This is a genomic window from Shewanella sp. AS16 (genome assembly GCF_021412365.1).
Taxonomy (GTDB): Bacteria; Pseudomonadota; Gammaproteobacteria; order Enterobacterales; family Shewanellaceae; genus Shewanella; species Shewanella salipaludis.
In genome coordinates this window covers 707,504-730,121 of record NZ_JAKCLK010000003.1, presented here as the reverse complement: position 1 = coordinate 730,121, position 22,618 = coordinate 707,504, and the positions used below count along the sequence as shown (strand labels likewise).

The 22,618-nt window shown below is 59.6% G+C and carries 18 protein-coding genes and 1 other annotated feature; of the genes, 7 read left to right on the top strand and 11 right to left on the bottom strand.

Features of this window, described 5'->3' with window-relative positions; translation table 11 throughout:
* Positions 1 to 77: 77 nt before the first annotated feature.
* Positions 78 to 2,594: a VolA/Pla-1 family phospholipase gene (locus tag LZP73_RS11815; protein ID WP_234235194.1), complete on the bottom strand. Its 2,517-nt coding sequence runs from the start codon at positions 2,592 to 2,594 to the stop codon at positions 78 to 80.
* Positions 2,595 to 2,855: 261 nt separating this feature from the next.
* Here LZP73_RS11815 and LZP73_RS11810 point away from each other — a divergent pair, with 261 nt between their 5' ends.
* Positions 2,856 to 3,593 carry a YciK family oxidoreductase gene (locus LZP73_RS11810; protein WP_234235193.1) on the top strand — a complete coding sequence of 246 codons (738 nt, stop codon included), beginning with the start codon at positions 2,856 to 2,858 and terminating at the stop codon, positions 3,591 to 3,593.
* Between the two features lie 86 nt (positions 3,594 to 3,679).
* Here LZP73_RS11810 and rluB read toward each other — a convergent pair whose 3' ends face one another.
* The 5 genes from rluB to rnm form a co-directional block, all read right to left on the bottom strand.
* Positions 3,680 to 4,552, bottom strand: a complete 873-nt coding sequence (gene rluB / locus LZP73_RS11805) for a 23S rRNA pseudouridine(2605) synthase RluB (RefSeq protein WP_234235192.1) — start codon at positions 4,550 to 4,552, stop codon at positions 3,680 to 3,682.
* Positions 4,545 to 5,141, bottom strand: a complete 597-nt coding sequence (gene scpB, locus LZP73_RS11800; protein WP_169564820.1) for an SMC-Scp complex subunit ScpB — start codon at positions 5,139 to 5,141, stop codon at positions 4,545 to 4,547. The genes rluB and scpB overlap by 8 nt, the downstream gene beginning before the upstream one ends.
* Positions 5,142 to 5,144: 3 nt before the next feature.
* Complete coding sequence (locus tag LZP73_RS11795) at positions 5,145 to 5,933, bottom strand: segregation and condensation protein A (RefSeq protein ID WP_234235191.1); 789 nt, start codon at positions 5,931 to 5,933, stop codon at positions 5,145 to 5,147.
* Between the two features lie 156 nt (positions 5,934 to 6,089).
* Complete coding sequence (locus tag LZP73_RS11790) at positions 6,090 to 6,710, bottom strand: L-threonylcarbamoyladenylate synthase (protein ID WP_169564818.1); 621 nt, start codon at positions 6,708 to 6,710, stop codon at positions 6,090 to 6,092.
* Positions 6,707 to 7,567, bottom strand: a complete 861-nt coding sequence (gene rnm / locus LZP73_RS11785) for an RNase RNM (RefSeq protein WP_234235190.1) — start codon at positions 7,565 to 7,567, stop codon at positions 6,707 to 6,709. The genes LZP73_RS11790 and rnm overlap by 4 nt, the downstream gene beginning before the upstream one ends.
* A gap of 199 nt (positions 7,568 to 7,766) precedes the next feature.
* Positions 7,767 to 7,876, top strand: a sequence feature (Trp leader region).
* A 113-nt stretch (positions 7,877 to 7,989) separates the two neighbouring features.
* Between rnm and LZP73_RS11780 the strand changes: the two genes are divergently transcribed.
* The 6 genes from LZP73_RS11780 to trpA all read left to right on the top strand — a co-directional run bounded on the left by LZP73_RS11780 (position 7,990) and on the right by trpA (position 14,858).
* The gene (locus LZP73_RS11780) at positions 7,990 to 9,561 is read left to right on the top strand and encodes an anthranilate synthase component 1 (protein ID WP_234235189.1); all 1,572 of its coding nucleotides are present in this window, start codon (positions 7,990 to 7,992) and stop codon (positions 9,559 to 9,561) included.
* Positions 9,558 to 10,154: an aminodeoxychorismate/anthranilate synthase component II gene (locus LZP73_RS11775; RefSeq protein WP_234235188.1), complete on the top strand. Its 597-nt coding sequence runs from the start codon at positions 9,558 to 9,560 to the stop codon at positions 10,152 to 10,154. Before LZP73_RS11780 ends, LZP73_RS11775 begins: the two co-directional genes overlap by 4 nt.
* Positions 10,151 to 11,278 (top strand): anthranilate phosphoribosyltransferase, encoded by a 1,128-nt coding sequence (gene trpD, locus LZP73_RS11770; RefSeq protein WP_234235187.1) that lies wholly within the window; start codon positions 10,151 to 10,153, stop codon positions 11,276 to 11,278. The genes LZP73_RS11775 and trpD overlap by 4 nt, the downstream gene beginning before the upstream one ends.
* Positions 11,271 to 12,713, top strand: coding sequence for a bifunctional indole-3-glycerol-phosphate synthase TrpC/phosphoribosylanthranilate isomerase TrpF (trpCF, locus tag LZP73_RS11765; RefSeq protein WP_234235186.1), 1,443 nt, complete (start codon positions 11,271 to 11,273; stop codon positions 12,711 to 12,713). The genes trpD and trpCF overlap by 8 nt, the downstream gene beginning before the upstream one ends.
* 118 nt (positions 12,714 to 12,831) lie before the next feature.
* Positions 12,832 to 14,040, top strand: coding sequence for a tryptophan synthase subunit beta (gene trpB, locus LZP73_RS11760; RefSeq protein ID WP_234235185.1), 1,209 nt, complete (start codon positions 12,832 to 12,834; stop codon positions 14,038 to 14,040).
* Positions 14,037 to 14,858 carry a tryptophan synthase subunit alpha gene (gene trpA, locus LZP73_RS11755; RefSeq protein ID WP_234235184.1) on the top strand — a complete coding sequence of 274 codons (822 nt, stop codon included), beginning with the start codon at positions 14,037 to 14,039 and terminating at the stop codon, positions 14,856 to 14,858. Before trpB ends, trpA begins: the two co-directional genes overlap by 4 nt.
* A gap of 111 nt (positions 14,859 to 14,969) precedes the next feature.
* Here trpA and LZP73_RS11750 read toward each other — a convergent pair whose 3' ends face one another.
* Genes LZP73_RS11750 through LZP73_RS11730 form a run of 5 tightly spaced genes read right to left on the bottom strand, consistent with a single transcriptional unit; the run spans position 14,970 to position 22,362 of the window.
* On the bottom strand, positions 14,970 to 16,229 hold the full coding sequence (locus LZP73_RS11750; RefSeq protein ID WP_234235183.1) for a type III PLP-dependent enzyme: 1,260 nt from the start codon (positions 16,227 to 16,229) through the stop codon (positions 14,970 to 14,972).
* Positions 16,226 to 18,118, bottom strand: coding sequence for an IucA/IucC family protein (locus LZP73_RS11745; protein WP_234235182.1), 1,893 nt, complete (start codon positions 18,116 to 18,118; stop codon positions 16,226 to 16,228). The genes LZP73_RS11750 and LZP73_RS11745 overlap by 4 nt, the downstream gene beginning before the upstream one ends.
* Positions 18,099 to 19,277 carry an MFS transporter gene (locus tag LZP73_RS11740; RefSeq protein ID WP_234235181.1) on the bottom strand — a complete coding sequence of 393 codons (1,179 nt, stop codon included), beginning with the start codon at positions 19,275 to 19,277 and terminating at the stop codon, positions 18,099 to 18,101. Before LZP73_RS11740 ends, LZP73_RS11745 begins: the two co-directional genes overlap by 20 nt.
* Positions 19,268 to 21,175, bottom strand: a complete 1,908-nt coding sequence (locus tag LZP73_RS11735) for an IucA/IucC family siderophore biosynthesis protein (RefSeq protein ID WP_234235180.1) — start codon at positions 21,173 to 21,175, stop codon at positions 19,268 to 19,270. The genes LZP73_RS11740 and LZP73_RS11735 overlap by 10 nt, the downstream gene beginning before the upstream one ends.
* Positions 21,175 to 22,362 carry an ATP-grasp domain-containing protein gene (locus tag LZP73_RS11730; RefSeq protein ID WP_234235179.1) on the bottom strand — a complete coding sequence of 396 codons (1,188 nt, stop codon included), beginning with the start codon at positions 22,360 to 22,362 and terminating at the stop codon, positions 21,175 to 21,177. Before LZP73_RS11730 ends, LZP73_RS11735 begins: the two co-directional genes overlap by 1 nt.
* Positions 22,363 to 22,618 lie beyond the last annotated feature (256 nt).

Below are 22,618 nucleotides of genomic sequence, written 5' to 3'. Positions count from 1 at the left end.
CGTTGACCCTTATTCTAACAGCCTATTGCGCAATAAAAAAACCCGGCGAAAGCCGGGTCTTTGGGATTGATATCAACTCAATTGGCGCAGGGGCTGATCACGCTCGTCTCGTTCTCATCCACTTTGGCCACCACTATCGTCGCCTGGCCCAATCCCGCCGAGGCGGCAAAACCTACCACCTGGGACTGCATCTCTGCGGTTGCGGCAGCGGCGAAACCATCCGTTACCCCAGGGACTTCGCTCGGGCTGACGATAGAGCTATGGTGCCCCTTGGCGAAGCGCACGGCGCCGGAGCCGACACTGGTGCTATCGACACAACCCAGACCCAGGGCGGAGATCAGCGGCTCTGTGCCCGACAGCGGGAAGCCTTCTACCCTGTTGGGCAGAGTTTGGTCCGGCAGGTTAGCAGCGCCGTCACCGACCACTTCGATCAGATGCAGCGGCAGCTCGGTAGCGGCCAATCTGGCGCCCTGATTGACTGGATCTATCGAATCGACAGCCGTCTGCACCGCAAACGCAAACGTAGGCACAAACTCGGCATAAACCGTCTTCACCAGATCGCTATACTGTTGGCTTCCCGGCTCATAACCTTGGGTATTGGCCTCATTCACTTGTTCCAGGAAGGTTGGAGAAGTGCTGATGTTACTGAACAGCAAAGGACCGAAGCCTGCCGAGCCAACGAAAGCGCCCGCCAGGCCACCGCTCGGGGCCACCAGAGAGGCCGCATTCAGGGCATAGGCATTGGGCAAGGCATCGCCTGTCATGGGGTTAACCAGACCTGTGCTGGCATAGGTGGAGAAGCTGGTGCCGACAATGGCACCCAGACTCAGGCCCTGGGCGCTGATCTTGGTGACGTCGAACACCTGTGGCTTCCCTTCCGCCGCCAGGCTTTGGGCCATGCCGGTCAGGGCCAGTCTCAGTTCCAGATGATCCAGGATCCCCTGACGGAAGTTATCCCGCACCGACAGGGAACTGCCTATGTTGATGAAAGACAAAATATTGCCGTTTGCGAAGGCCGCCGGCTTGCCGATGGAAGCACCGAATTCTGGATAGCTCGCAGTCACCTCATAGACACCGTCTTTGTCGGCATCGAAGGAGCGCTCGCCATGCAGTGGCATGTCGATGGCGACGGTCGCAATCCCGGCCGCGGCATAGGCACCGGCATAGGCCAGCGACATTTCCTTACCGCCACCCAGGCCATGCATGGCTATGTTGGTTGGCCAACCCGAGGTCGGCGGCACGAATCCGCCCTTATCCTTGTAGAACTCGACCAGCTTGGCGGCGTTGGGCATGGAAATCAGCACGGGCACAGTTTCATGGGTCTGGATAGCAGGTATCGGATTGAACTTGGTCAGGTGTTTGGCCTTGTCCGCAGGCGTACCGTCATCGAGCAGCCAGGTCTTGCCCGCCAGCAGGCTGGGATTGGCCAGGGCGGTGGTGGGATCGACACTCTGGGCCTGGGCTTGGGAAATAAACTTCTCCTGGCTCAGGGTACCGGCCTGCAACGCCAGCAAGACTGACACTGGGCTGTCGCCCTGAGCCTTCCAGCGGCCATTGATCAGTGGATGCCCTTCACCGTCCAGGCAACTGACAGAGGAGCAAGTACCATAGATGGGCATCTCTATGGTCGCGGTATAGACATCGGCCAGATCCGCCAGCACATAGGCCTTGCCATCGGCCGGCGTCAACCCTGCCGCCTGGGCCACTGTATAACCTGCCGGGGTTGGCTCCTGCACGAATTTGGGGGCATAGGGAGAACCCGGCTGCGCCATCAACAGCTTGCTGGTTTCGTAGACTTCGGCAACGGATTGGGTGGTAAACAGGGCCGAATAGCTGATGCTGTCAGGATCGACGCCGTGAGTCGCGGCCAGGCTTTTCTCATAGCTGTTGACCAGGGTCTGCAGCATCAGCTGATCCGGGGTTTCCAGCGGCAGTGTCTCTATGTCCATCTTGAGCAAACCATAGCTGCTCGATGCCTCTATGGGGCGGCTGGCGGAATCTTCGATTAACTTGGTCGTCGCATAGATATAGGACTGGCCGGCCTTGAGTGGCTTGAGCGGCACTATGACCACCTTGTTGCCCGAGGCTGTGGAGATGAAATCGACACCAAACTGCAACTCTTCGCCGACCTTACAGGCGGACACTGAGGGCTTGGCCTTACATTCGGGATCTGACGACAGGGCGCCACCGACGGTCGCTTCGAATACCCGCACCGCACCGGCCTGGGCCACGGAAGCGGCGTTGAGGGTCAAGGGGTTGCCCTCGCTGTCATTGGCGAGCTCGACATCGATGGAAATGGGTGAAGTGGTAGACCAACCATCGAGGGCACCCAAGGCTATCTTGGGATCTGTATAGTCGCCATTGGCTTCACTCGGATCTCCCGCCTTGCTTGGGATATTCAAGGTGCCGTCTGTAGTGCCGCTGAATAACAGGTCGTTGGGTAAAGGAACCTCGCCTTCGGCGGGATCGAATACCATGTGGGAAGCGGGTATCAGAGGGGTCGCCTCTTCCCTGGCCTCGTTGAAACTATCCTCACCACATCCTGTGAGTCCCAGCGCAGATGCTATAGCAACACCCAAAATGAGTCTTTTCATCTTTTTTCCCCAAATCTTGTTGTAATAATTTTGTTTTCCCTAAGAAATTAGTCACAATAGCCCGATATCTATGACCAATGAGGCTTATGTTAGCCTCTAACTGGCTCCAAGTTAACGTAAAAGTATTGAGTTAGCTACAATTTTGTCACACAAGAACGACCCGAATAAGGCAATTATTTAGTCGTTTGTTTGAAACGGTCGTTTATTGGTTCGGCGACGCTAGAAATGGCGGGCATTACCGCCCAGAGGAAACATTGACTCATGTTGGAATATCAAGCTGCAAAAGAATTGCTCGCAGGCAAAACCATACTGGTAACCGGTGCCGGGGACGGCATAGGCCGCACGGCCGCCATCAACTACGCCAAGCATGGCGCCACCGTGATCTTGCTGGGCAGGACGGTTAAAAAACTCGAAGCCGTCTATGATGAGATAGAGCAGGCAGGTTATCCGACGCCGGCGATAGTGCCGCTGGATCTCAAGGGCGCCACTGAGCAGAACTACCAGGACATGGCCGAGACCATAGCAGAGCAATTCGGTCATCTGGATGGCCTGCTGCATAACGCCGGTCAGCTGGGTGCCCTGGGGCCATTCGAACACATAGATATCGCCTCCCTGGAAGAAGTGCTCAAGGTTAACCTGATTTCCCAGGTGATGCTGACCAAGGCGCTCCTGCCCGTGATGCGCAAGGCACCGAGCGCCTCGATCCTCTTCACCTCCAGCAGCGTGGGTCGTCGGGGCCGCGCCTACTGGGGCCCCTATGCCTTCTCAAAATTTGCCACCGAAGGCATGATGCAGGTGTTGGCCGATGAATGCGATGGCAGTCAGGTCAGGGTCAACAGCATCAATCCGGGCGCTACCCGCACCGGCATGCGCGGCAAGGCCTATCCGAGCGAAGATCCACAGACACTGAAGACCCCCCAAGAGCTGATGCCGACCTACCTCTACCTCATGGGCGACGATTCCCAAGGGGTTAACGGTCAGCAATTCGACGCCCAGTAATGGCACTGCCGGCGGTTGCAAAACCGCCGGCCCACAAAAAAGGCCGCTAAGCGGCCTTTTTTAATGCGGTTTTCACCCCTACAGGATCAGCTGCGCTGACGGCTGGGCTTGGGCTTGGCGCCCGTGACCTTATGCTTGCGTACCGCACGGCGGATCTTGGCGCTGCGCACCTGGGCCCGGGCGACGCTGTGCTTGTCTGTGCCCAGCATGCTGCGGGTCTCAGGCTCGAGTCCCGCCAGCTGGCGCAGATAATTCACTTGTTCTATCGACAATTCCACCCAACCGCCGCGGGGCAGTGACTTGGGCAAGTCTATCATGCCGTAGCGAATACGGATCAAACGGCTCACCTGCACTTCCTGGGATTCCCACAGGCGACGCACTTCGCGGTTGCGACCTTCACGCAATGACACATGCCACCACTGGTTCATGCCTTCGCCACCTGCCGGCTTGATGCTGTCGAACTGTGCCGGACCGTCTTCCAGGGTAATGCCGGTGCGCAGACGCTGCACCGCGGCCTCGGGCACTTCACCGAAGGTACGCACTGCGTATTCACGCTCGACTTCGTTCGATGGGTGCATCAGGCGATTGGCCAGTTCACCGTCGGAGGTGAACAGCAACAGGCCCGATGTGTTGATATCCAGACGGCCGACGGCCACCCAGCGTGAATCCCGCACCTTTGGCAGGCGGTCGAACACGGTCGGACGCCCTTCGGGATCCTTACGGCTGCAAATCTCGCCTTCCGGCTTATGGTAGGCCAACACGCGACAAATCACTTCGTCGGCGGATTTGAGCGAGATGGCACGGCCATCGATACGCACCTTGGCATCGGCTTCGACGCGATCGCCTAGGCCGGCAATTTCACCGTCAATACTAACTCGGCCTGCAGCAATCCATGCCTCCATCTCACGACGGGAGCCATGGCCTGCACGGGCCAAGACTTTCTGCAATTTTTCACTCATTAGTACTCTGCTCTTCTGCTGGTTCTGGCACGCTTTTCAGGTTTGAAAAGAGCGCCTGCAATGACTCAGGATCGGACAGCGACGGCAAGTCGGCTAACCTGTCTAAGCCAAAATATGCTAAAAACTCCGATGTAGTGGCATAGAGTGCCGGGCGTCCCGGTACTTCCTTATGCCCTACCACTTTAATCCAACCTCTATCGGTCAGACTCTTGATGATATGGCTGCTGATCGCCACACCACGCACTTGCTCTATATCACCCCGGGTCACGGGCTGACGGTAGGCTATCACCGCCAGGGTTTCCAGGGTGGCACGGGAATACTTGGGCGCCTTTTCCTGCCACAGGGGCTGCAGATAAGGACTCAAGACTTCCTGGGTCTGGAAGCGGTAACCACCGGCCACCTGCACCAGTTGCACGCCCCGCTCGGCGTAATCTTGCTGTAACTCGTCCAATGCCGCCTTGACCCTGTCTCTGGAAACACTGAACTGTGCCAGTACCGTGTCTTTCAATGCCTTAACAGACAATGGCTTACCCAATACAAATAAGCTGGCCTCTATCAGCTGCTTCAATTGGATGGGATTAATCTGCATCGCTCAATAAGCCTTCACATAGATGTTCGAAAAGGGTTCACTCTGGTATAACTCGACCAGGAGTTCTTTGACCAGCTCCATCAATGCCAGAAAACTCACCACCACCCCGGCGCGCCCCTCGCTGAGCTGGAACAGGGTTTCGAACGGCATGAAGGCCTCACTGTTGAGCATAGCCAGTATCTGGCTCATGCGCTCCCGGGTCGACAGGAGTTCGCGCTTAACCTGATGGTGCTCGCTGGCATCTATACGTTTGAGCACCTGACCGAAGGCCCTGGCCAACTCCAACAGAGACACATCCGGTGGCACCAGCATGGGCTTGATGCCGTCGGCGGGCACGGCCCTGGCCTGAAACACATCCCGCTCCAACCTGGGCAAGTCATCCAGACGTTGCGACGCCTCTTTGATCACCTCATAGGCCTTGAGCTGACGGATCAGCTGGGCCCTGGGATCTTCTTCCACCTCATTCTCGGCCAGCATCTTGGGCAGCAGCAGGCGGGATTTGATCTCGGCCAGGGTGGCTGCCATCACCAGATAATCGGCGGCAAGCTCGACCCTGGCTTCGGAAAGCAGCTCTATGTATTCGAGATACTGGGCGGTGATCTGCCGTATGGGTAAATCCACCACATCCATTTTCTGTTTACGGATCAGGTATAAGAGTAAATCCAGTGGGCCTTCGAACGCCTCGAGAAACACCTCCAGCGCCTCCGGCGGAATGAAGAGGTCGGCCGGCATCTCTTTGACCGCCTGGCCCCGAATAACGGCTAAGGGTAGACTCTGTTGTATGCCCTGCATCCGTTAAACTTCCTCTCACCCAGAGCGACAAGCCAGGACGACAATAAGCCGTCATTCGGCGCCAAACGCGCGATTATACAGTAAAACCCTGCCGATTAAACCGCCAGCATCAAGATAAAGCGATTGTCATAGGTCATGCATGCCGTCAATGCAGGCTCAGAGGAAGTGACTGGTATCGCCCGCGCCTTCACGGACTATGTCCATCGCCCCTTCGGACATGTCTATCACAGTGGTGGGCTTCTCCCCCAAGTAGCCGCCATGAATGATAGCGTCTACCTGATGCTCGAGCAGATCGCGGATATGTTCGGGATCCGACTCGGCAAACTCGGCGCCCGGCATCACCAGGCTGGTGGACATCAGAGGTGCATCCAGGGCTTCGAGCAGCGCCAGGGCGATCAGGTTGTCCGGCACCCTTATGCCTATGGTGCGCTTCTTGTCGCACTGCAGCCGGCGCGGCACTTCCTTGGTCGCCTTGAAGATGAAGGTATAGGGACCCGGGGTACAGCTCTTCAATAAACGATAGGCCTGGTTATCGACGCTGGCATAGGTCGCCAATTCGGACAGGTCACGGCACATGAGGGAAAAATTATGATCCATGTCTATCTGGCGGATACGCGCCATCCGCGCCATGGCATCCTTGTCCCCTATGAGGCAGCCCAGGGCATAACCCGAATCTGTCGGATAAACGATCACCCCGCCCTTTTGCAACACAGCCACGGCCTGATTGAGCAGCCGCGCCTGGGGATTTTCTTCGTGTACGTAAAAAAACTGGCTCATGTTCGTTCCATCCAAGATTGTGATTGCCAGACCCAGTCTATTCCCTGAGGCTGAAATAAATTTTTGCCTAATTCTATCCAGTTGCTCGGGAAATGAAAATCACTGCCAATCGAGCCTAATAATTGATTTTGATGGCTTAATGCCACCAGATTGGCTCTGTCGTCCAAGGTCTGCTGCCCGAGCACCACTTCCATGGCGTCGCCACCCGCCTCCTTGAACTCCCGCACCAGACGCTTGAGCCACTTGCCCGAGAGTTTATATCCACTGGGATGCGCCAACACCGCCAAACCACCGGCATTGTGAATGACGGCTATGGCGTTGGCCATGTCGCCCCAATTGTTGGGCACATAGCCCGTCTTGCCGCGGGCCAGGTAGCGCTTGAACACGCTCGGCATATCCGTGGCATAGCCGTTATCGGCGAGCCAACGGGCATAATGACCGCGGCTGAGCGCCGCCTCGCCGGCGATGGCCTTGGCACCAAGGTAGGCGCCTGCTATGCCGGCCTTGGCCAAACGCTCGCCGATTTCCTGCGCCCGCAACTCCCGCAGTTCGCGCTGGTGTTCGAGAAAGGCCAGCATGGCCGGGTCCTTGGCATCTATGTTAAGCGCCACTATGTGTATGTCGTAGCTGTTCCAACGGGTGGAGATCTCGACCCCATCTATGAGCTTGAGCGGCGCGGCTTGGGCGGCATTGAAGCCATGGGCCTCGGCGAGCCCGGCCACAGTGTCATGATCTGTGATGGCGAGCATCTCAACGCCCTTTTCCAGTGCCCTGGCAACCAGTTCGGCCGGGGTCAATTGACCGTCGGATGCGGTCGTGTGGCTGTGAAGATCGGCCAAAATTGTTTCTGTCATCATCAGGCTATTGTACTTGAGTTTGTTACAAAAAGCGCAGCTATCTGGGGCAAAATACCCCAACCTGATTAAGATATAAAAAATATTCAATTGACAATGATGCCAGGCTAAGGTTTTCTATATAGCAATCAGCGACAGATTTTCAGATAGCGCTTTCAAACAAGAGACTTTTTCGATGACGCCTTTACAGACAGCTTTCAACATCATTTGGTGGTGGCACTTCCCAACTTAGCGGGTGGTGTGAAATGCTGTGCTCCTTGAAAAAGAGAACAGATTCAACGAAGAAGCCCGCAACCATGCGGGCTTTTTTGTTTATGGTGCCTTGTAAAACAGAAAATGTCCGCAGCGACAGGGCAAAACAGCCAGGAAGAGACAGAATATGAAGATAGCACTCGCCACCCAAGCGGAATACAAGGAACGCCAAGATGCCTGATGCCGGAATTGCCCAACCCAAGCTCGCAAAGGTCAGGGTCAGCAAGATGCCGCTGACCTACCATGCGGATCCCCTGCGCCTGTATCAGCAGCTGACCCAGGGTGCGCCTCACACCCTGTTGCTGGAATCTGCCGAAGTAGACAGCAAAGATCACGTCAAGAGCCTGTTGATGACCCATGCGGCGCTCATGATCCGCTGCGACGGCTATCGCTTGCGCTTCACCGCCCTGACGGACAACGGCGCCAGCCTGCTCGAGCCCATAGCGCATTTCTTCAGCCGCTCCGGCCAGGCTGACACAGAGCATGACGGCAAGCTGCTGACCGTCAGCCTGCACAAGGACACCCGGCTCCAGGACGAAGATGCCAGACTCAAGTCGGTATCGCCGCTCGATGGCCTGCGCATGCTGGTGCAAAACCTGGACTGTGGCGCCCAGCCGGCCTTCGAGGACTTATTCCTCGGCGGCGTACTGGCCTATGATCTGATTGACACGGTCGAGCCGCTGCCGGCCGTGGCCAATGCCGACAACGACTGTCCGGATTACCTCTTCTACCTGGCCGAGACCTTGATCTTGGTGGACCACCAGACCCGGGAGGCGGAGATCGTCAGCCACGGCTTTCACCCCGCCGTCGATGCCATGCTGGCCGAGCGCCTGGCGCGGCTGCAAAAAGACAGCCAGACACTGATGCCGGTGGCGCAACTTAAGCCGGTCACAGACGAAGTCAGAGTCAACATAGACGACGAGCGCTTCAAGCAGAAGGTCGATGAACTCAAGGAACATATCGTCGCCGGCGACATATTCCAGGTGGTGCCCTCACGCAGCTTCAGCCTGCCCTGCCCCAACAGCCTGGGCGCTTACCGGGCGCTGCGGCTCAGCAATCCCAGCCCCTACATGTTCTATTTTCAGGGACCCGACTTCACCCTCTTCGGCGCCTCGCCCGAGAGCGCCCTCAAGTACGAGGCCAAGAGCAACCAGGTGGAGGTCTATCCCATAGCCGGTACCCGCAAACGCGGCAAGACGGCGACGGGCGAGATAGACTTCGATCTCGACAGCCGCATCGAACTCGAGCTGCGACTGGACAAAAAGGAGCTGTCCGAGCACCTGATGCTGGTGGATCTGGCCCGCAACGACATAGCCCGCATAAGCAAAAGCGGCAGTCGCAGGGTGGCTGAGCTGCTCAAGGTCGACCGCTACTCCCATGTGATGCACCTGGTCAGCCGGGTCACGGGCCAGCTGCGTGACGATCTCGATGCCCTGCATGCCTATCAGGCCTGCATGAACATGGGCACCCTGGTCGGCGCCCCCAAGGTGCGCGCCTCACAACTGGTGCGCGAAGCCGAACAGGCCAGACGCGGCAGCTATGGCGGCGCCGTGGGTTATCTCAATGGCCTGGGCGACATGGACACCTGCATCGTCATACGTTCGGCGTTCGTGAAAAATGACCTTGCCTTCATCCAGGCGGGCGCCGGGGTGGTATTCGACTCGGATCCCCAGGCCGAAGCCGACGAGACCCGGCAGAAGGCCCAGGCGGTGATCTCCGCCATTCACATGGGAGGTGGCCTATGAAACTCTATCTATTGGATAATTTTGACTCTTTCACCTACAACCTGGTAGATCAATTCCGCAGCCTTGGCTGTGAGGTCATCATCTATCGCAACGATGTCGACGCCGACTATATCGCCGGCAAGCTGCTCCAAGAGGCGGGCAAGGTGGCACTGGTGCTCTCCCCCGGCCCGGGCGCGCCCCATGAGGCCGGCTCCATGATGGCGCTGCTCGCCCGCGTCGCCGGCAAGGTGCCCATGCTGGGCATTTGCCTGGGACATCAGGCCATGGTCGAGCATTATGGCGGCAAGGTCGAACGCGCCCCCTCTGTGGTCCATGGCAAGGCCAGCCCCACCTTACATGGGGGCACTGGCATCTTCGCCGGCCTGCCCTCGCCGCTGCCCGTGGCCCGCTACCACAGCCTGGTCGCGACCCGGGTGCCCGACTGCCTGAAGATCATCGCCAGCACTGAGGACATGCCCATGGCCGTCTTGCACCCGCAGCACAGGGCCGTCGGCTTTCAATTCCATCCAGAGTCGATACTCACCACCCTGGGCAGTCGGCTATTGTTACAGACACTGGACTATCTAACCGCCGCTGTCGGGGAGACGCTATGAATTCAGTTAAGAGCACGCCCAAGGGCATTGCTGCAACCCGGGTCGACTTACAGCCGCTGTTCGATGAACTCTACCTCGGCCATAGCCTCAGCCGGGAGCAGACCCGCGCCCTGTTCGATGCCCTGATCGCCGGCGAGCTGAGTGAAGCCGCCATGGCCGGGATGCTGGTGGCCCTCAAGCTGCGCGGCGAGACCATAGCCGAGATCTCCGGCGCCGCCGATGCGCTGCTGGCGGCGGCCAAGCCTTTCCCCAGGCCGGCATTTCCCGCCGGCACCGCCATAGTGGATATCGTCGGCACAGGCGGCGACGGCCATAACACGATCAACATCTCCACCACCGCCGCCTTCGTCGCCGCGGCCGCCGGCGCCAGGGTCGCCAAACACGGCAATCGCAGCGTCTCCAGCAAGTCGGGCTCGTCGGACTTGCTGGCGCAATGCGGCATAGCGCTGACCATGTCGCCCCTGGCCGCCGGCGATTGCCTGGCCAGGCTCGGGCTGTGTTTCCTGTTCGCCCCCCACTACCATGGCGGCGTCAAGCACGCAGTGCCGGTGCGCCAGGCCCTCAAGACCCGCACCCTGTTCAATCTGCTGGGGCCGCTGATCAACCCGGCGCGCCCGGATGCCATGCTGCTGGGGGTCTATAGCCCTGAGCTGGTACTGCCGATAGCCCAAGTGCTCGAGGCCCTCGGGGTCAAGCGCGCCCTTGTGGTCCATGGCAGCGGCCTGGATGAAGTGGCGCTGCATGGCGATACCCAGGTGGCCGAACTCGACAAGGGGCAAATTCGCCAGTATCGACTATCGCCTACCGATCTGGGGGTGCCTGCCGCCGAGCTGAGTGAACTGGAAGGCGGCGAGCCGAGCGAGAATGCCGTCATCACCCAGGCCATATTGCAGGGCAAGGGCAAGACGGCCCACAAGAATGCGGTTGCCATCAACGCGGGTTGTGCCTTATATATCGCAGGCGTCTGCGAGTCGGTGCGCGCGGGTACGGCGCTGGCGCTGGCCACCATAGACAGCGGCAAGGCCTACGGGCTGTTGCAGCAACTGGCACAGGCCAGCCGGGAAGACGCGCTGCAGCAAAGCCTAGAGGCAAAAACCGAGGGCCGAGGGCTAAGAAATGAGTGAAGGAATGAATAACGCCATGAGTAACGTGTTGACCCGCATAGTCGCGACCAAGACGGCGCATATTGAACAGCTGAAACGCCGCTTCCCCGAGGCCGACCTGAGGCCACAAGTGTCGGATCGCAGCCTGTTCGAGGCCCTGAAGGCCCCAGATGCCGGCTTCATCCTCGAATGCAAGAAGGCCAGCCCTTCCAAGGGATTGATCCGTGACGAGTTCGATGTCGAGGCCATCGCCGACATCTATGGCCGCTATGCCGCCGGCATCTCTGTGCTGACGGATGAACAATTCTTCCAGGGCGACATGGACTATATTCCCAGGGTCAGAGCCAGGGTCAGCCAACCCATATTGTGTAAAGACTTCTTCGTCGACAGCTACCAAGTCAGGCTCGCGGCGCATCAGGGTGCCGATGCCATACTGCTGATGTTGTCCGTGTTGGACGATAGCCGCTATCGGCAGCTGGCAAGCGAAGCCGCCAAGTTTAGCCTCGATGTGCTGACCGAAGTCAGCAACGCCGAAGAACTCGAGCGGGCCATCGCCCTGGATGCCGCCATCATAGGCATCAACAACCGCAACCTGCGGGATTTGAGCACAGATCTGGCCACCACAGAAGCATTGGCGCCGCGTGTGCCCGCCGATCGTGTCATCATCAGCGAGTCAGGGATCTATGATAACAAGCAGGTGCGGCGCCTGAGCCCGCTGGTGAATGGCTTCCTGGTGGGCAGCTCCATCATGGCCCAGGCCGATATCGACCTCGGCTGCAGGCAACTTATCTATGGCCACAACAAGGTCTGCGGCCTGACCCGCATCGAGGACATGCAGGCCGTGGCCCGGGCCGGCGCCGTCTACGGCGGCTTGATCTTTGCCCCCAAATCGCCACGGGCGCTCACGCCGCAGCAGGCACTGGAGCTGGTCACCCGCCAAAGGGAAACGGGCCCGCAGCTGAAATTTGTCGGGGTGTTCGCCGACCAGCCGCTGGACGAAATAGTCGCCCTGGCCAAGCGCCTGCGGCTCCATGCGGTGCAGTTGCATGGCAGCGAAACCGCGCCGGAAATCGCCGCCCTTAAAGCCGCCTTGGCCGAGGCTTGCGACGAGCGTAATGGCGAAACCCAAGTGTGGAAGGCGATAGCTGTCACCTCGGATGCCCAGACGCAGCTAGCTGTGCCCCAGGGGGCGGACAGGTACTTGTACGACAGCCGGGCGGCGGGACAGTTTGGCGGTACCGGCCAATGTTTCGACTGGCAGTCTTCAGTGTTGCAGCATTCATGGGTCGACAAGGCGCAGGCCATGCTGGCGGGCGGCCTAACCCAGGAGAATGCCGCGAAAGCCAACGCCCAGGGATTTTACGGTCTGGATTTCAATTCCGGACTGGAGACGGCGCCCGGGATCAAGTCGGCCGAGAAGATAGCCGCCGCCTTCGCGCAGCTGCGCCGCTACTGAAGAACAACGGGCCCATGCCTTGGATGGCCGACCCATGCGGCCCAAGGCATAGGCGACAGAGACACGGCCACCACAAGATGGGCATGGCTCAAGATGAATGTAAGATAAGGATACAGGTATGACCAAGCTTAAGCTCGACCCTTATTTCGGCGAATATGGCGGCATGTATGTGCCGCAAATTCTGGTGCCGGCACTGCAACAACTGGAAACTGCCTTCGTCGAGGCTCAGCAGGATGACGCCTTCAAGGCCGAGTTCAACGACCTGCTGCAAAACTACGCCGGCAGGCCGACGGCGCTGACCCTGACCCGTAACCTCAGCCCCAATCCCATGGTGAAGATCTACCTCAAACGGGAAGACTTGCTCCACGGCGGCGCCCACAAGACCAACCAGGTATTGGGCCAGGCGCTGCTGGCCAAGCGCATGGGCAAGCAGGAAATCATCGCCGAGACGGGCGCGGGCCAGCATGGGGTCGCCACGGCATTGGCCTGTGCCCTGCTCGGGCTCAAATGCAAGGTCTACATGGGCGCCAAGGACGTGGCCAGGCAATCCCCCAACGTATTCAGGATGCGCCTCATGGGTGCCGAAGTCATTCCCGTCACCTCGGGCTCGGCGACCCTCAAGGATGCCTGCAACGAGGCCATGCGCGACTGGTCCGGCAGCTACGACAAGGCCCACTATCTGCTCGGCACCGCCGCCGGTCCCCATCCCTTCCCCACCATAGTGAGGGAGTTTCAGCGCATGATAGGCGCGGAAACCAAGCGGCAGATATTGGAACGTGAAGGCAGATTGCCCGATGCCGTCATCGCCTGCGTCGGCGGCGGCTCCAACGCCATCGGCATGTTCGCCGACTTCATCGACGAGCCTGAGGTGGCGCTGATAGGGGTGGAACCGGCCGGCAAGGGCATAGACACCCCCATGCATGGCGCACCGCTGAAACACGGCAAGACGGGGATCTTCTTCGGCATGAAGGCGCCGCTGATGCAGGACAGCGAAGGCCAGATCGAAGAGTCTTACTCCATCTCCGCCGGACTGGACTTCCCTTCGGTCGGACCGCAACACGCCCATTTGCATGCCACGGGCCGCGCCAGCTATGAGTCGGCCACGGACGAGGAAGCGCTGGACGCCTTCCAGTTGCTGGCCCGCTGCGAAGGCATCATTCCGGCGCTGGAATCGGCCCATGCCATCGCCTACGCCCTCAAGCTGGCACGCGCTGCCACCAAGGAAACCTTGCTGGTGGTCAACCTGTCGGGTCGGGGTGACAAGGACATCTTCACAGTTGCAGACATCTTAGACGCCAGAGCCCAGGACGAGGAAGCATCAAAATGAACAATATCAATGCCAATGACGGCCGTTATCAGGCTACCTTCGCCCGCCTCAAGGCCGAAGGCCGCGGCGCCTTCGTACCCTTCGTCACCCTGGGCGATCCCGGGGCCGAGCTGTCGCTGAAGATAATAGACACCCTGGTGGAGAATGGCGCCGATGCGCTGGAACTGGGTTTCCCCTTCTCGGATCCCCTGGCCGACGGCCCGGTGATCCAGGGCGCCAATCTGCGCTCGCTGGCCGCGGGCACTACCCCGGGCAGCTGCTTCGAGATGCTGGGGCAAATTCGCGCCAAGTATCCTGAGTTGCCCATAGGCCTGTTGCTGTACGCCAACCTGGTCTTTGCCAACGGCATAGCGACCTTCTACGCCAGGGCCGCCGCCGCCGGGGTAGATTCGGTATTGATCGCCGACGTGCCGGTGGAAGAGTCGGCCCCCTTCGCCGAGGCGGCCAAGGCTCAGGGAATAGCGCCCATCTTCATCGCGCCGCCCAACGCCGACAGACACACGCTGCAAAGGGTGAGTGAAAGCGGCGCGGGTTACACTTATCTGCTGTCCCGTGCCGGCGTCACAGGCACGGATTCCAAGGCGGGCACCCCGGTGGAAGAGATACTGGCGCAGCTGCGTGAATTCAACGCCCCGCCGCCTTTGTTGGGCTTCGGCATCGCCGAGCCGGCCCAGGTCGGCGCCGCCATCAAGGCGGGGGCGGCCGGCGCCATCTCGGGTTCAGCCGTGGTGAAGATCATAGAGAACAACCTGCATGACGAGCCCAAGCTGCTGGCGACGCTGGCGGACTTCGGCCGCGCCATGAAAGCCGCCACCTGAGCCGCCGGCTTAGCCACCAACTTAGCAAGAGCCCGGCGTAGACACACGTCCCCCCCAACAAAAAAAAAGAAAAAGGCCTGCATCCGGCAGGCCTTTTCTATGTCATCTAGCTCAGGATTCGATGAAGTGCATTACCGGTGGCGCATGCATCAGGAAATGCTGATGCGAGATGTTCCAGGCATAGGCCCCAGCGTGGGTGAATACCAGATAATCCCCCAGCTGCAGCGCTTCTATGTGTTGCCGGCGCGCCAGCACATCTTTTGGGGTACATAACTGGCCAACCAGGGTGGCCTGCTGCCGCACCAGCCTGGTGTCATCCCCCTCTGTCTCGATCGACTGCCGGCGCCGCATCCCGGGCAGCACCATGAAGGGATGATCATGATTCTGGGCCGCCGGGGTCCGAAAATGATGGGTACCGCCGTGAGCTATCACGAACCATTCACCATGGTTCTTCTTGATATCCAGCACTTCCATCACATAACAACCTGCGGCGGCGGTGACGAAGCGGCCGCACTCGAAACGGATTTTCACCCCGGTCAGCTGTGCCTCCCCTATGAGCCGCGCCAGCCCGGCGCAGAACGCCGGCCAGTCGAATACCTGCTCTGGGTTGGCATAATCAACCCCTATGCCGCCACCGACATTCAACAAGCCAAGATCCAAGCGATATTCGCGGCACCAGCGCTTGAAGGTGGTGAAGTACAGTTCGATCAGCGCCAGGTGCCGCTGCACATCCAGCTGGTGGGACATCAAGTGGAAATGAAATCCCGCCAATGTCAGTTGCGGCGCCGCGGCTATGATGTCGATGGCGGCGCCGAGATCTTCCGCGTCTATGCCGAAGGGCGTCGGCTTGCCGCCCATGGTCAGCCGCGTCTGGGCTATGCCTTCGAGCGAGATGTTCATCCGCAGCAGGATACGGCAACTCGCCTGTTTCTGGACACAGAGGGCGGCGAGCCGCTTGAGCTCGGTCAAGCTCTCCACGTGTATGGCCTCTATGCCGAGATCTATCGCCCTGGAAAGCTCGGAGATCAGCTTGCCCGGACCGCCGAAGATCAACGGCATCTCGGGATGGCAGGCATGCAGCCAGTCGAGTTCCCCACCCGAGGCGGCTTCGAAGCCATGCACCACTGGTGCCAGTGTCGCCAGTATCCTGGCCTCGGGATTGGCCTTGGCGGCGTAATAAAACTCACAGTTGTCCGGCAGGGCCGCCACCAGGTGCCGGGCATGCGCCTCGAGTCCCTGGAGATCATAGATGTAGGCGCATACCTGGGTGTCCGGCGCCTGTCCGGCCAGGATAGTGTCTATGGCCTGGGCTATTCTGGCCCTATTGATGCCGACCCGGGCCGGCGGGGTTTGAGTGTTGGTTTGCATCATGCTGCCACCGGGCTTAGGGCCAGGGGATTGGCCAGTTGAGTGTAACCAGACAGACGATCCGCCTGCTTCAGCAAGCGTGTGGTCAGGTTATTTTTTGAAGGAATGTCATCGCCTCGCAGCACCCCCATGAGTTCAGGCTGCTCGCCCTGCAGCAGCTGCCACTGGGCTATGGCCTTGGCCAGGCGTTGCCAGAGACTTGCTTCCAGCGCCTCATCGCCGCCGGCGAGGTGGAAGATGGCTTCGCTGACATTGTTGATTAAGGTGCAGTAGCCGATACGCTGCCACCCCTGCTCGCGGCTGTAGTACACTGAGGCCTTCGCCTTGGCCGACCAGCCGCTCAAACGTTCTGCCGGCCAGTGTTCGGGGACTAACTTGGTGCCTTCCAGATCGCGGATCCACACGAAGGCCGGCAAGCCGGCATCGAAGCCTATGACAGTGTTTTGCAAGTGCGGCTCGAATGCGACGCCCAGCTTGAAGAAATAGTAAAACACCCCCGGCAGCAAGGCATCCAGATAGGCGTCGAACCAGGTGAGCGCCGTCTGGCCATAGCTCTGCTGTCGCTGCCGCGCCAGGCGCGCGACCGCTTGCCCGCATAGGCTTTGGCCCCTCATGTCCCAGGCAAACAGGGCGCCGGCCATCTGCGGCCGGTACTTCGCTTGCAACTCGGGCGCTATGCCGTCACGGTAGAGGATCCCGAAACATTCGGCCACCATGATGGCCGCGGCGTCTTCCTCGGCATTGGGGGCCAGGTCACAGAGATCCAGGGTACTGGCCGCAGGCTCGGCCATCAGGGCAAACTTGGGGCAATGGAAATAGGCATCCCCGGTGGCAGCCAGCAGGAGACGGCTCAGCGCCACCGCGCTTTCCAATTCGTACCAGGCATTCTTGCGCACACAATTGGTCAGGCGCACGTGAATGGAGAACTTGAGGAACTGATTGATCTCCGGCAGATAAGTGGTTCGCACCGACGATGTCGGATAGACCTCGGCGCCCAAGTTGCCTATAGGGGTCATCCGCCCTGCGGCGATTGCCGCCTGCACCAGGGGCTGCGCCAATATGGTCTGCACTTCCCAGGGATGGCATGGATAGAGACAGCGGCCGCTCGGCGCCTGTGTCTGACTCGCCTGCTCCAGCAAGGTTAGCGGCAACACCTGGGTGCAGCGCAGCTGTTTGACCAAGCCGGCATCGACCTCGAACCAATAGAGGGGAAAGTTGGCCTGGATCTCGGGCGAACAGGCGAGCATGTCATCGAACGCCACCCCATGACGGCTCTTGGGCGCCGGATGCATGGCGTGGCCCCACAGCAGGCTCTGCTCTGAGACGATGAGACTCGCCTGGGCACCCACCTGCCCCGAGGGCGCGCCATCGGCGCCCGGGATTGCCTCATCCAGGTCGAGCCGCTGCACGAAGGCCTTGGTCACCTCCATGCTGTTGCCTATCTGCGCCAGCAGCTCGTGATTGAACTCCGTGTCTGTCACCCGCGCCAGGTGCCCGAGCAGAAACTGTGCCAGCGCCAACGCCTCCATAAGCTGCCAGCAATGGCCCTTCCTCTTCAGGTAAGGCTGGCCGATGAAACGGCACCGCCCCAACAGACTGATGCGATCGGCCACCAGCAGCAGGACGGCCCCCGACTCGGGAAAGCGGATCCGCACCTTACGCTCGCCCGCCAGAATGCCATGACTCAGGGCCAGCGGTCGATCCGCCGACTCATCCTTTAAACACACCTGGGCGTGAGGCTGGGCATATTCACGTATGTAGCAGTTGAGCAGGCAGCCGATGCCATTATCCTCGGCCAATTGTCTATGCCATTGGTCGCGCATGCTGTTGCCGACTTCGGCAGCGGCGATGGCACTCGCGGTAACATTAGCGCTATGGGACTGTGCAAGCATGATCTTGAACCTCCTTGAAAGAAAACATTGATACGAATAAGCCGGCACCACAGCTCAATGCCGCCAGCAAGAAAGGCCATTGCAGGTTGCCCAGCTGGCTCACACCACTGGCCGCGAGCCCTGCCATCACCCCGGCCCATTTACCCCAGGCATCGAAACGGCCAAAGCTCAGCCCCGCCGCCTTGTGGTTCAGGCTCTGGCTCACCAACAGATGCAAACCGCTGTAACTCAGGACTATCCCCAGGCCGAACAGCAGCCGCAGCCAGAGCAGTCCCTCGCTGCCGGGCAGCAAAAATTGCCCTAAGCAGGAGATGCCCAGCAGCCCCAGCCCCAAGCGGCTCTGCAACTGGGGGCTCAGGCTGAGCTTCTTGGTATGGAAGGCCAGCAAGAGATAGACGAGGTGCGGCAGGCTGTAGTAGAAGCCGCTGAGGGCATCGCTGCCGACGCCCAACTGCTCGCTGTAGGGCAAAAAGTAGGGAAAGGTCACCACCATGGCGAAGCAGAATAGAAACTGCAGCCAGAGCAGGTGTGAGAAAGCTGTCCCTGTCCCTGTCCCAATTTCAGTTTGCATCCGGGTTGGGGCATCCGCTTTATCTGCCGCCGGCATGGCTTGCTCGCCATCACCGGGCAAAAAGCTGCAGATGAACAAGGCCAGCAGCGGCAACAGTGCCAACGCCCGGTAGATCTGCAGGGGTTCACTCAGATGGGTAAACAATCCGAGAACTATGGGGGCACACACCAGGGCGAGCCGCGCCGAACATTGGGTCAGGTTCAGGCTATGTGCCAGCGCCTTGCCCCCATACAGGCGGCTCAGGTAGGCGTTAGACGCCGCCAGCGTGCCGCCACTCACCCCTTGCACCATCAGGCCCAGGGCAAACAGCCAGACAGAGTCGGCAAAACCCGACAACAGAAAACCCAACACAAGTCCAGCCTGTGCCCTTAGCAGCGAGGTTTTCTTGCCGAACCTGTCGGCAAAACGTCCCCACCAGGGTGCCGTCAGGGCGGTGCAGACGGTCGGTAGCACGAACATGGCGCCGACGAGATAGCCTGAGTCCGCCAGCCCCAGGCTCGTCAGCATGCGCGGCAGGAATAAAGGCATGCCCAAGGCGGTAAAGGCCGTCAGGAAATGGCAGAAGAGTACGATTGCAATCACTGGCATGGGCTTGACTCGCCTCCCGCTGCAACGCCGGTTTCGGGCCCGGCTGCCAAGCCGGAGCCCGGCAGGGTCTCGAGCAGGAAGTTGGGCGCGCTCTGACCATAGAACTTGTTGACATCGCTGGCCCCCGACTGCGTCTTGCTCAGCAAACTGCCGGAGCTCAACAGGTATTTCAACGGCAAGTAACTCTGCTGCAACAGATAGTTGCGGGCATACGCCGTGGCTATGCCCTGCGCATCCAGCGCATCCAGCTCGGCGATGAGTTGCTCGCGCAGCCGCCGGTATAGATAGGCCCTGGTACCTAGCCCCTTGGCCGCCATGGCCTCTATGATGGCGGCAATATCCAATTGCAGCGTGATGGTGACGAACATCTGCGCCAACGCCTCGTCGCCCTCCACCAGAATACGCCTGTCGAGCAACCCGGCCAGTTGCGCTTGGGCCTGCGCCCTGGCTTCGGCGCCGTCTCCGCTGTCATTAACTGCACATTCGACGGCGCTTTGAAGATAGCGCTCGGGCAGAAGACGCGCCGAGTCGTTGTCTTTCATCACCAGAGACAAGCCCGAGATCCTATAGGCCAATACCGCATTCTGCTGATTCGACTCCAGCGCCATGCCGTACTTGAGCCACAACCTCAGATGCACCCTCAGCAACAGGCTAAGGTAGCCATCAAACCAGGCCTGCCAGTCGCCCAGATAATAGACATCCGCCAGATGCGCCAGGTACAGGCGCCCATCCGGCATCTCGCTTGCCAATGCCGCCACGGGCACCAACTGCTGCCGTTGCATGGACTCGGGATAGCGCCGCACTATGTAGGCAAATTCCTTATGCTCGCCCAGATGGCCGCCGTGGCGCTCATCCACATGCGCGAACAACTGGCCTATGACGGCGTCGGTCTGCGCAATCCGGGTCAGCGCCCGCTCGAACCAATGGCCGTCGTAGAGGGTACTGGGTTTGATCAGGCGAATGTTTTTTGCCCCCAGAGTGGCCATCAGCAGCGGCACCTTGATGTGCACTCCGGGAAAGTCCACCAGGGCCAAGGTGCGTACCGACAGTGTCGGCTGCACAGTTAAATAAGCAGAGGGCGCCCGAATGATGCCCTCCGGCAGGCTCCCGAAACTCGCCAGGGTCAGAGGATGCACGGGAAACAGGCAGTGGCTCAGGCTCAGCTCGGGTGCCAGCCCCACCTGGCTCATGGTCGGCCAACAGGCCGGCACCGCAGAGGTGAGTGACACCTGACGTTTGTCGACCGCCAGCCAATTGAGTTCGAAGCGAGGCGCAAACTCAGGGGCATAGCGCCGCAAGGCGGCGGCATCGAAACCTACCTTGGCGCGCGCCGTCGGATAGTAGGGGTGATCCAGATAGGCGGCGATCTGATCGCTGAGCAGCAGCTGCCTATGCCAGTCGGCGGCCTGACTCACACCTGTGCCCCCTGGGTTCTGCTTCGCGCAGCCGGGCGATTGCCTCAGGAGTGGCGTCTGGCTAATGTAGGCCTGCCGGCATAGCTCCCTGTGCTCGGCGGCGCAATCTGCCTCCAGAATATAGTCGCGAAACAGCCGCGCCTCCTCCTGCGTCAGGCCTGCCGCCAAACACTCGAGCCAAGCTGTGTAACCCTGGCTGTAGCGCGCAGCGGCAGGCGGCTCGGGCTGCAGCAGCCAGCCGATGCCGGCGGCCCGCCAATGCTGTAAATACTCGGTCGCCTCCAGGGGAATGTACAAGGTCTGTGTCCCCAAATGGCTCACCTGCAGCCAGGCTTGCGGCGAGACGGATGACCCGGGCCAATGGCGGGCCAGATCGGCGGGCAGCGTCGGCAACAGCCGGCCCCGACTCATCAATTCGCAAACGTTCTCGCGCAGACAGGTGTCTATGATCCTCTGGCTTATATAAGATTGGGACTGTGTCATCAATTCAGCTCCCATTCCAATTGCTGCCCCAGGGCATCGGCACTGGCTTCCAGGCCCTGCAAGTTCTCGCCTATCAGGGTCAGGACGCCAAGATAGTCCTTGTTCGAATGGCTCAGGCTCAGATGCTCTCCCGCCCGTTTCAGTGGCAGGAAACGTGCCGCGCCATGGGGGCTCTGCTGCACGAAGGCCTCTGGGCTCCGCTCGATATGACCCGATGCCAGCGCCGGGAAATAGCGGACCAACGCCGCCGGGGTATGGGTTTCGAGTGCGGGCAATGCCGCTCCCGCGTGTAATGACAATATGGTCTCGAACCAGTTGAAGGGCAGCAGCTCATCCAGGAGAAACTCACGGCCATCACCTATGCTGCGATAGTTGATCTCCACCAACACAGGTCCCTGCGCCGTGAGGATGAATTCGCTGTGGCAGACGCCGAAATTGATGCCGAACGCCTCTACCTGTGCCAGGGCTTGCTCCCTGAATCGAGTACAGATGGGCCCATTCCACTGGGCCTGGGTCTCGACAAAGTGCGGTAACTCGGACAGGGTCACATCGAAACCGCCTATGGCCTGCAGTCGCTCGCCATCGCCCAGGGTTTCCAGGGTAAACAAGGGCCCCTGCAGATAGGCCTCCAGCAAGATGCAGGCATCGCCGCGAGCGGTTTCGGCGCCGTATGCCAGCAAGGCAGCATGCGATTCACACAGAGTCACATCCATGCTCGCCACCCCTTCCCTGGGCTTGGCAACCACGGGAAAAGGGATAGTCTCGGGCAAATCCTGTTGCGCTTGCCAGCAATGGCTCCACACATTGGGCAGCATCAATTCGGCCAGCCTGGCACGCATGGCCGCCTTGTTCTTCGCCTGATAGCACAGCCGCCAGTCCTTGCCCGGGCAAGCAAAATATTGTGCCACCAGGGCGGTGCTCGTCTGCAGGTGATCGCTGTTGGAAAACACCAGCTGTGGCTCTATGCCCCGGGTTTGCAACATATCTATGATGGCCAGCGGGTTGAAGACATCGGCTTCCAATATCTGATCCGGGCTAGCAGCGGCATAGGAAAAATACTGCCTATGCGCCAAGCCATGGTCCGTCACCAAAATAATCTCGTACCCCAATTTTACGGCAGCGGGCACAAACCCCTGGGTCACAGCCCTGTTCTCGACATGCGTGATCAACACCAATACAGGCTTCATCTTTACTTCCTTTTGAGCTAAATGAACGACGGTGCCATGGCACTGCCAAGTTCACCGTCATAGGTCAATTTCGCCACAAGTTAAATGAGAATTGTTATCATTAGAAGTAAATTTACAATTCCATTGCGAAAAATGTCGGAGGCAGGGAAAGACGCCATCTGCGCAAGCATCCAGTCAACACATTGAAATCATGATTTATTAAAAGCAGTAAAAAGACTTGACCAAAATCATTAAATGAGAATAATTATCGATTCTA

What these genes read in the sequence shown, in the direction of transcription:
- LZP73_RS11815 (WP_234235194.1), bottom strand. Translation starts at nt 2,594, where the DNA reads ATGAAAAGACTCATTTTGGGTGTTGCTATAGCATCTGCGCTGGGACTC.
- LZP73_RS11810 (WP_234235193.1), top strand. Translation starts at nt 2,856, where the DNA reads ATGTTGGAATATCAAGCTGCAAAAGAATTGCTCGCAGGCAAAACCATA.
- rluB (WP_234235192.1), bottom strand. Translation starts at nt 4,552, where the DNA reads ATGAGTGAAAAATTGCAGAAAGTCTTGGCCCGTGCAGGCCATGGCTCC.
- scpB (WP_169564820.1), bottom strand. Translation starts at nt 5,141, where the DNA reads ATGCAGATTAATCCCATCCAATTGAAGCAGCTGATAGAGGCCAGCTTA.
- LZP73_RS11795 (WP_234235191.1), bottom strand. Translation starts at nt 5,933, where the DNA reads ATGCAGGGCATACAACAGAGTCTACCCTTAGCCGTTATTCGGGGCCAG.
- LZP73_RS11790 (WP_169564818.1), bottom strand. Translation starts at nt 6,710, where the DNA reads ATGAGCCAGTTTTTTTACGTACACGAAGAAAATCCCCAGGCGCGGCTG.
- rnm (WP_234235190.1), bottom strand. Translation starts at nt 7,567, where the DNA reads ATGATGACAGAAACAATTTTGGCCGATCTTCACAGCCACACGACCGCA.
- LZP73_RS11780 (WP_234235189.1), top strand. Translation starts at nt 7,990, where the DNA reads ATGCCTGATGCCGGAATTGCCCAACCCAAGCTCGCAAAGGTCAGGGTC.
- LZP73_RS11775 (WP_234235188.1), top strand. Translation starts at nt 9,558, where the DNA reads ATGAAACTCTATCTATTGGATAATTTTGACTCTTTCACCTACAACCTG.
- trpD (WP_234235187.1), top strand. Translation starts at nt 10,151, where the DNA reads ATGAATTCAGTTAAGAGCACGCCCAAGGGCATTGCTGCAACCCGGGTC.
- trpCF (WP_234235186.1), top strand. Translation starts at nt 11,271, where the DNA reads ATGAGTGAAGGAATGAATAACGCCATGAGTAACGTGTTGACCCGCATA.
- trpB (WP_234235185.1), top strand. Translation starts at nt 12,832, where the DNA reads ATGACCAAGCTTAAGCTCGACCCTTATTTCGGCGAATATGGCGGCATG.
- trpA (WP_234235184.1), top strand. Translation starts at nt 14,037, where the DNA reads ATGAACAATATCAATGCCAATGACGGCCGTTATCAGGCTACCTTCGCC.
- LZP73_RS11750 (WP_234235183.1), bottom strand. Translation starts at nt 16,229, where the DNA reads ATGATGCAAACCAACACTCAAACCCCGCCGGCCCGGGTCGGCATCAAT.
- LZP73_RS11745 (WP_234235182.1), bottom strand. Translation starts at nt 18,118, where the DNA reads ATGCTTGCACAGTCCCATAGCGCTAATGTTACCGCGAGTGCCATCGCC.
- LZP73_RS11740 (WP_234235181.1), bottom strand. Translation starts at nt 19,277, where the DNA reads ATGCCAGTGATTGCAATCGTACTCTTCTGCCATTTCCTGACGGCCTTT.
- LZP73_RS11735 (WP_234235180.1), bottom strand. Translation starts at nt 21,175, where the DNA reads ATGACACAGTCCCAATCTTATATAAGCCAGAGGATCATAGACACCTGT.
- LZP73_RS11730 (WP_234235179.1), bottom strand. Translation starts at nt 22,362, where the DNA reads ATGAAGCCTGTATTGGTGTTGATCACGCATGTCGAGAACAGGGCTGTG.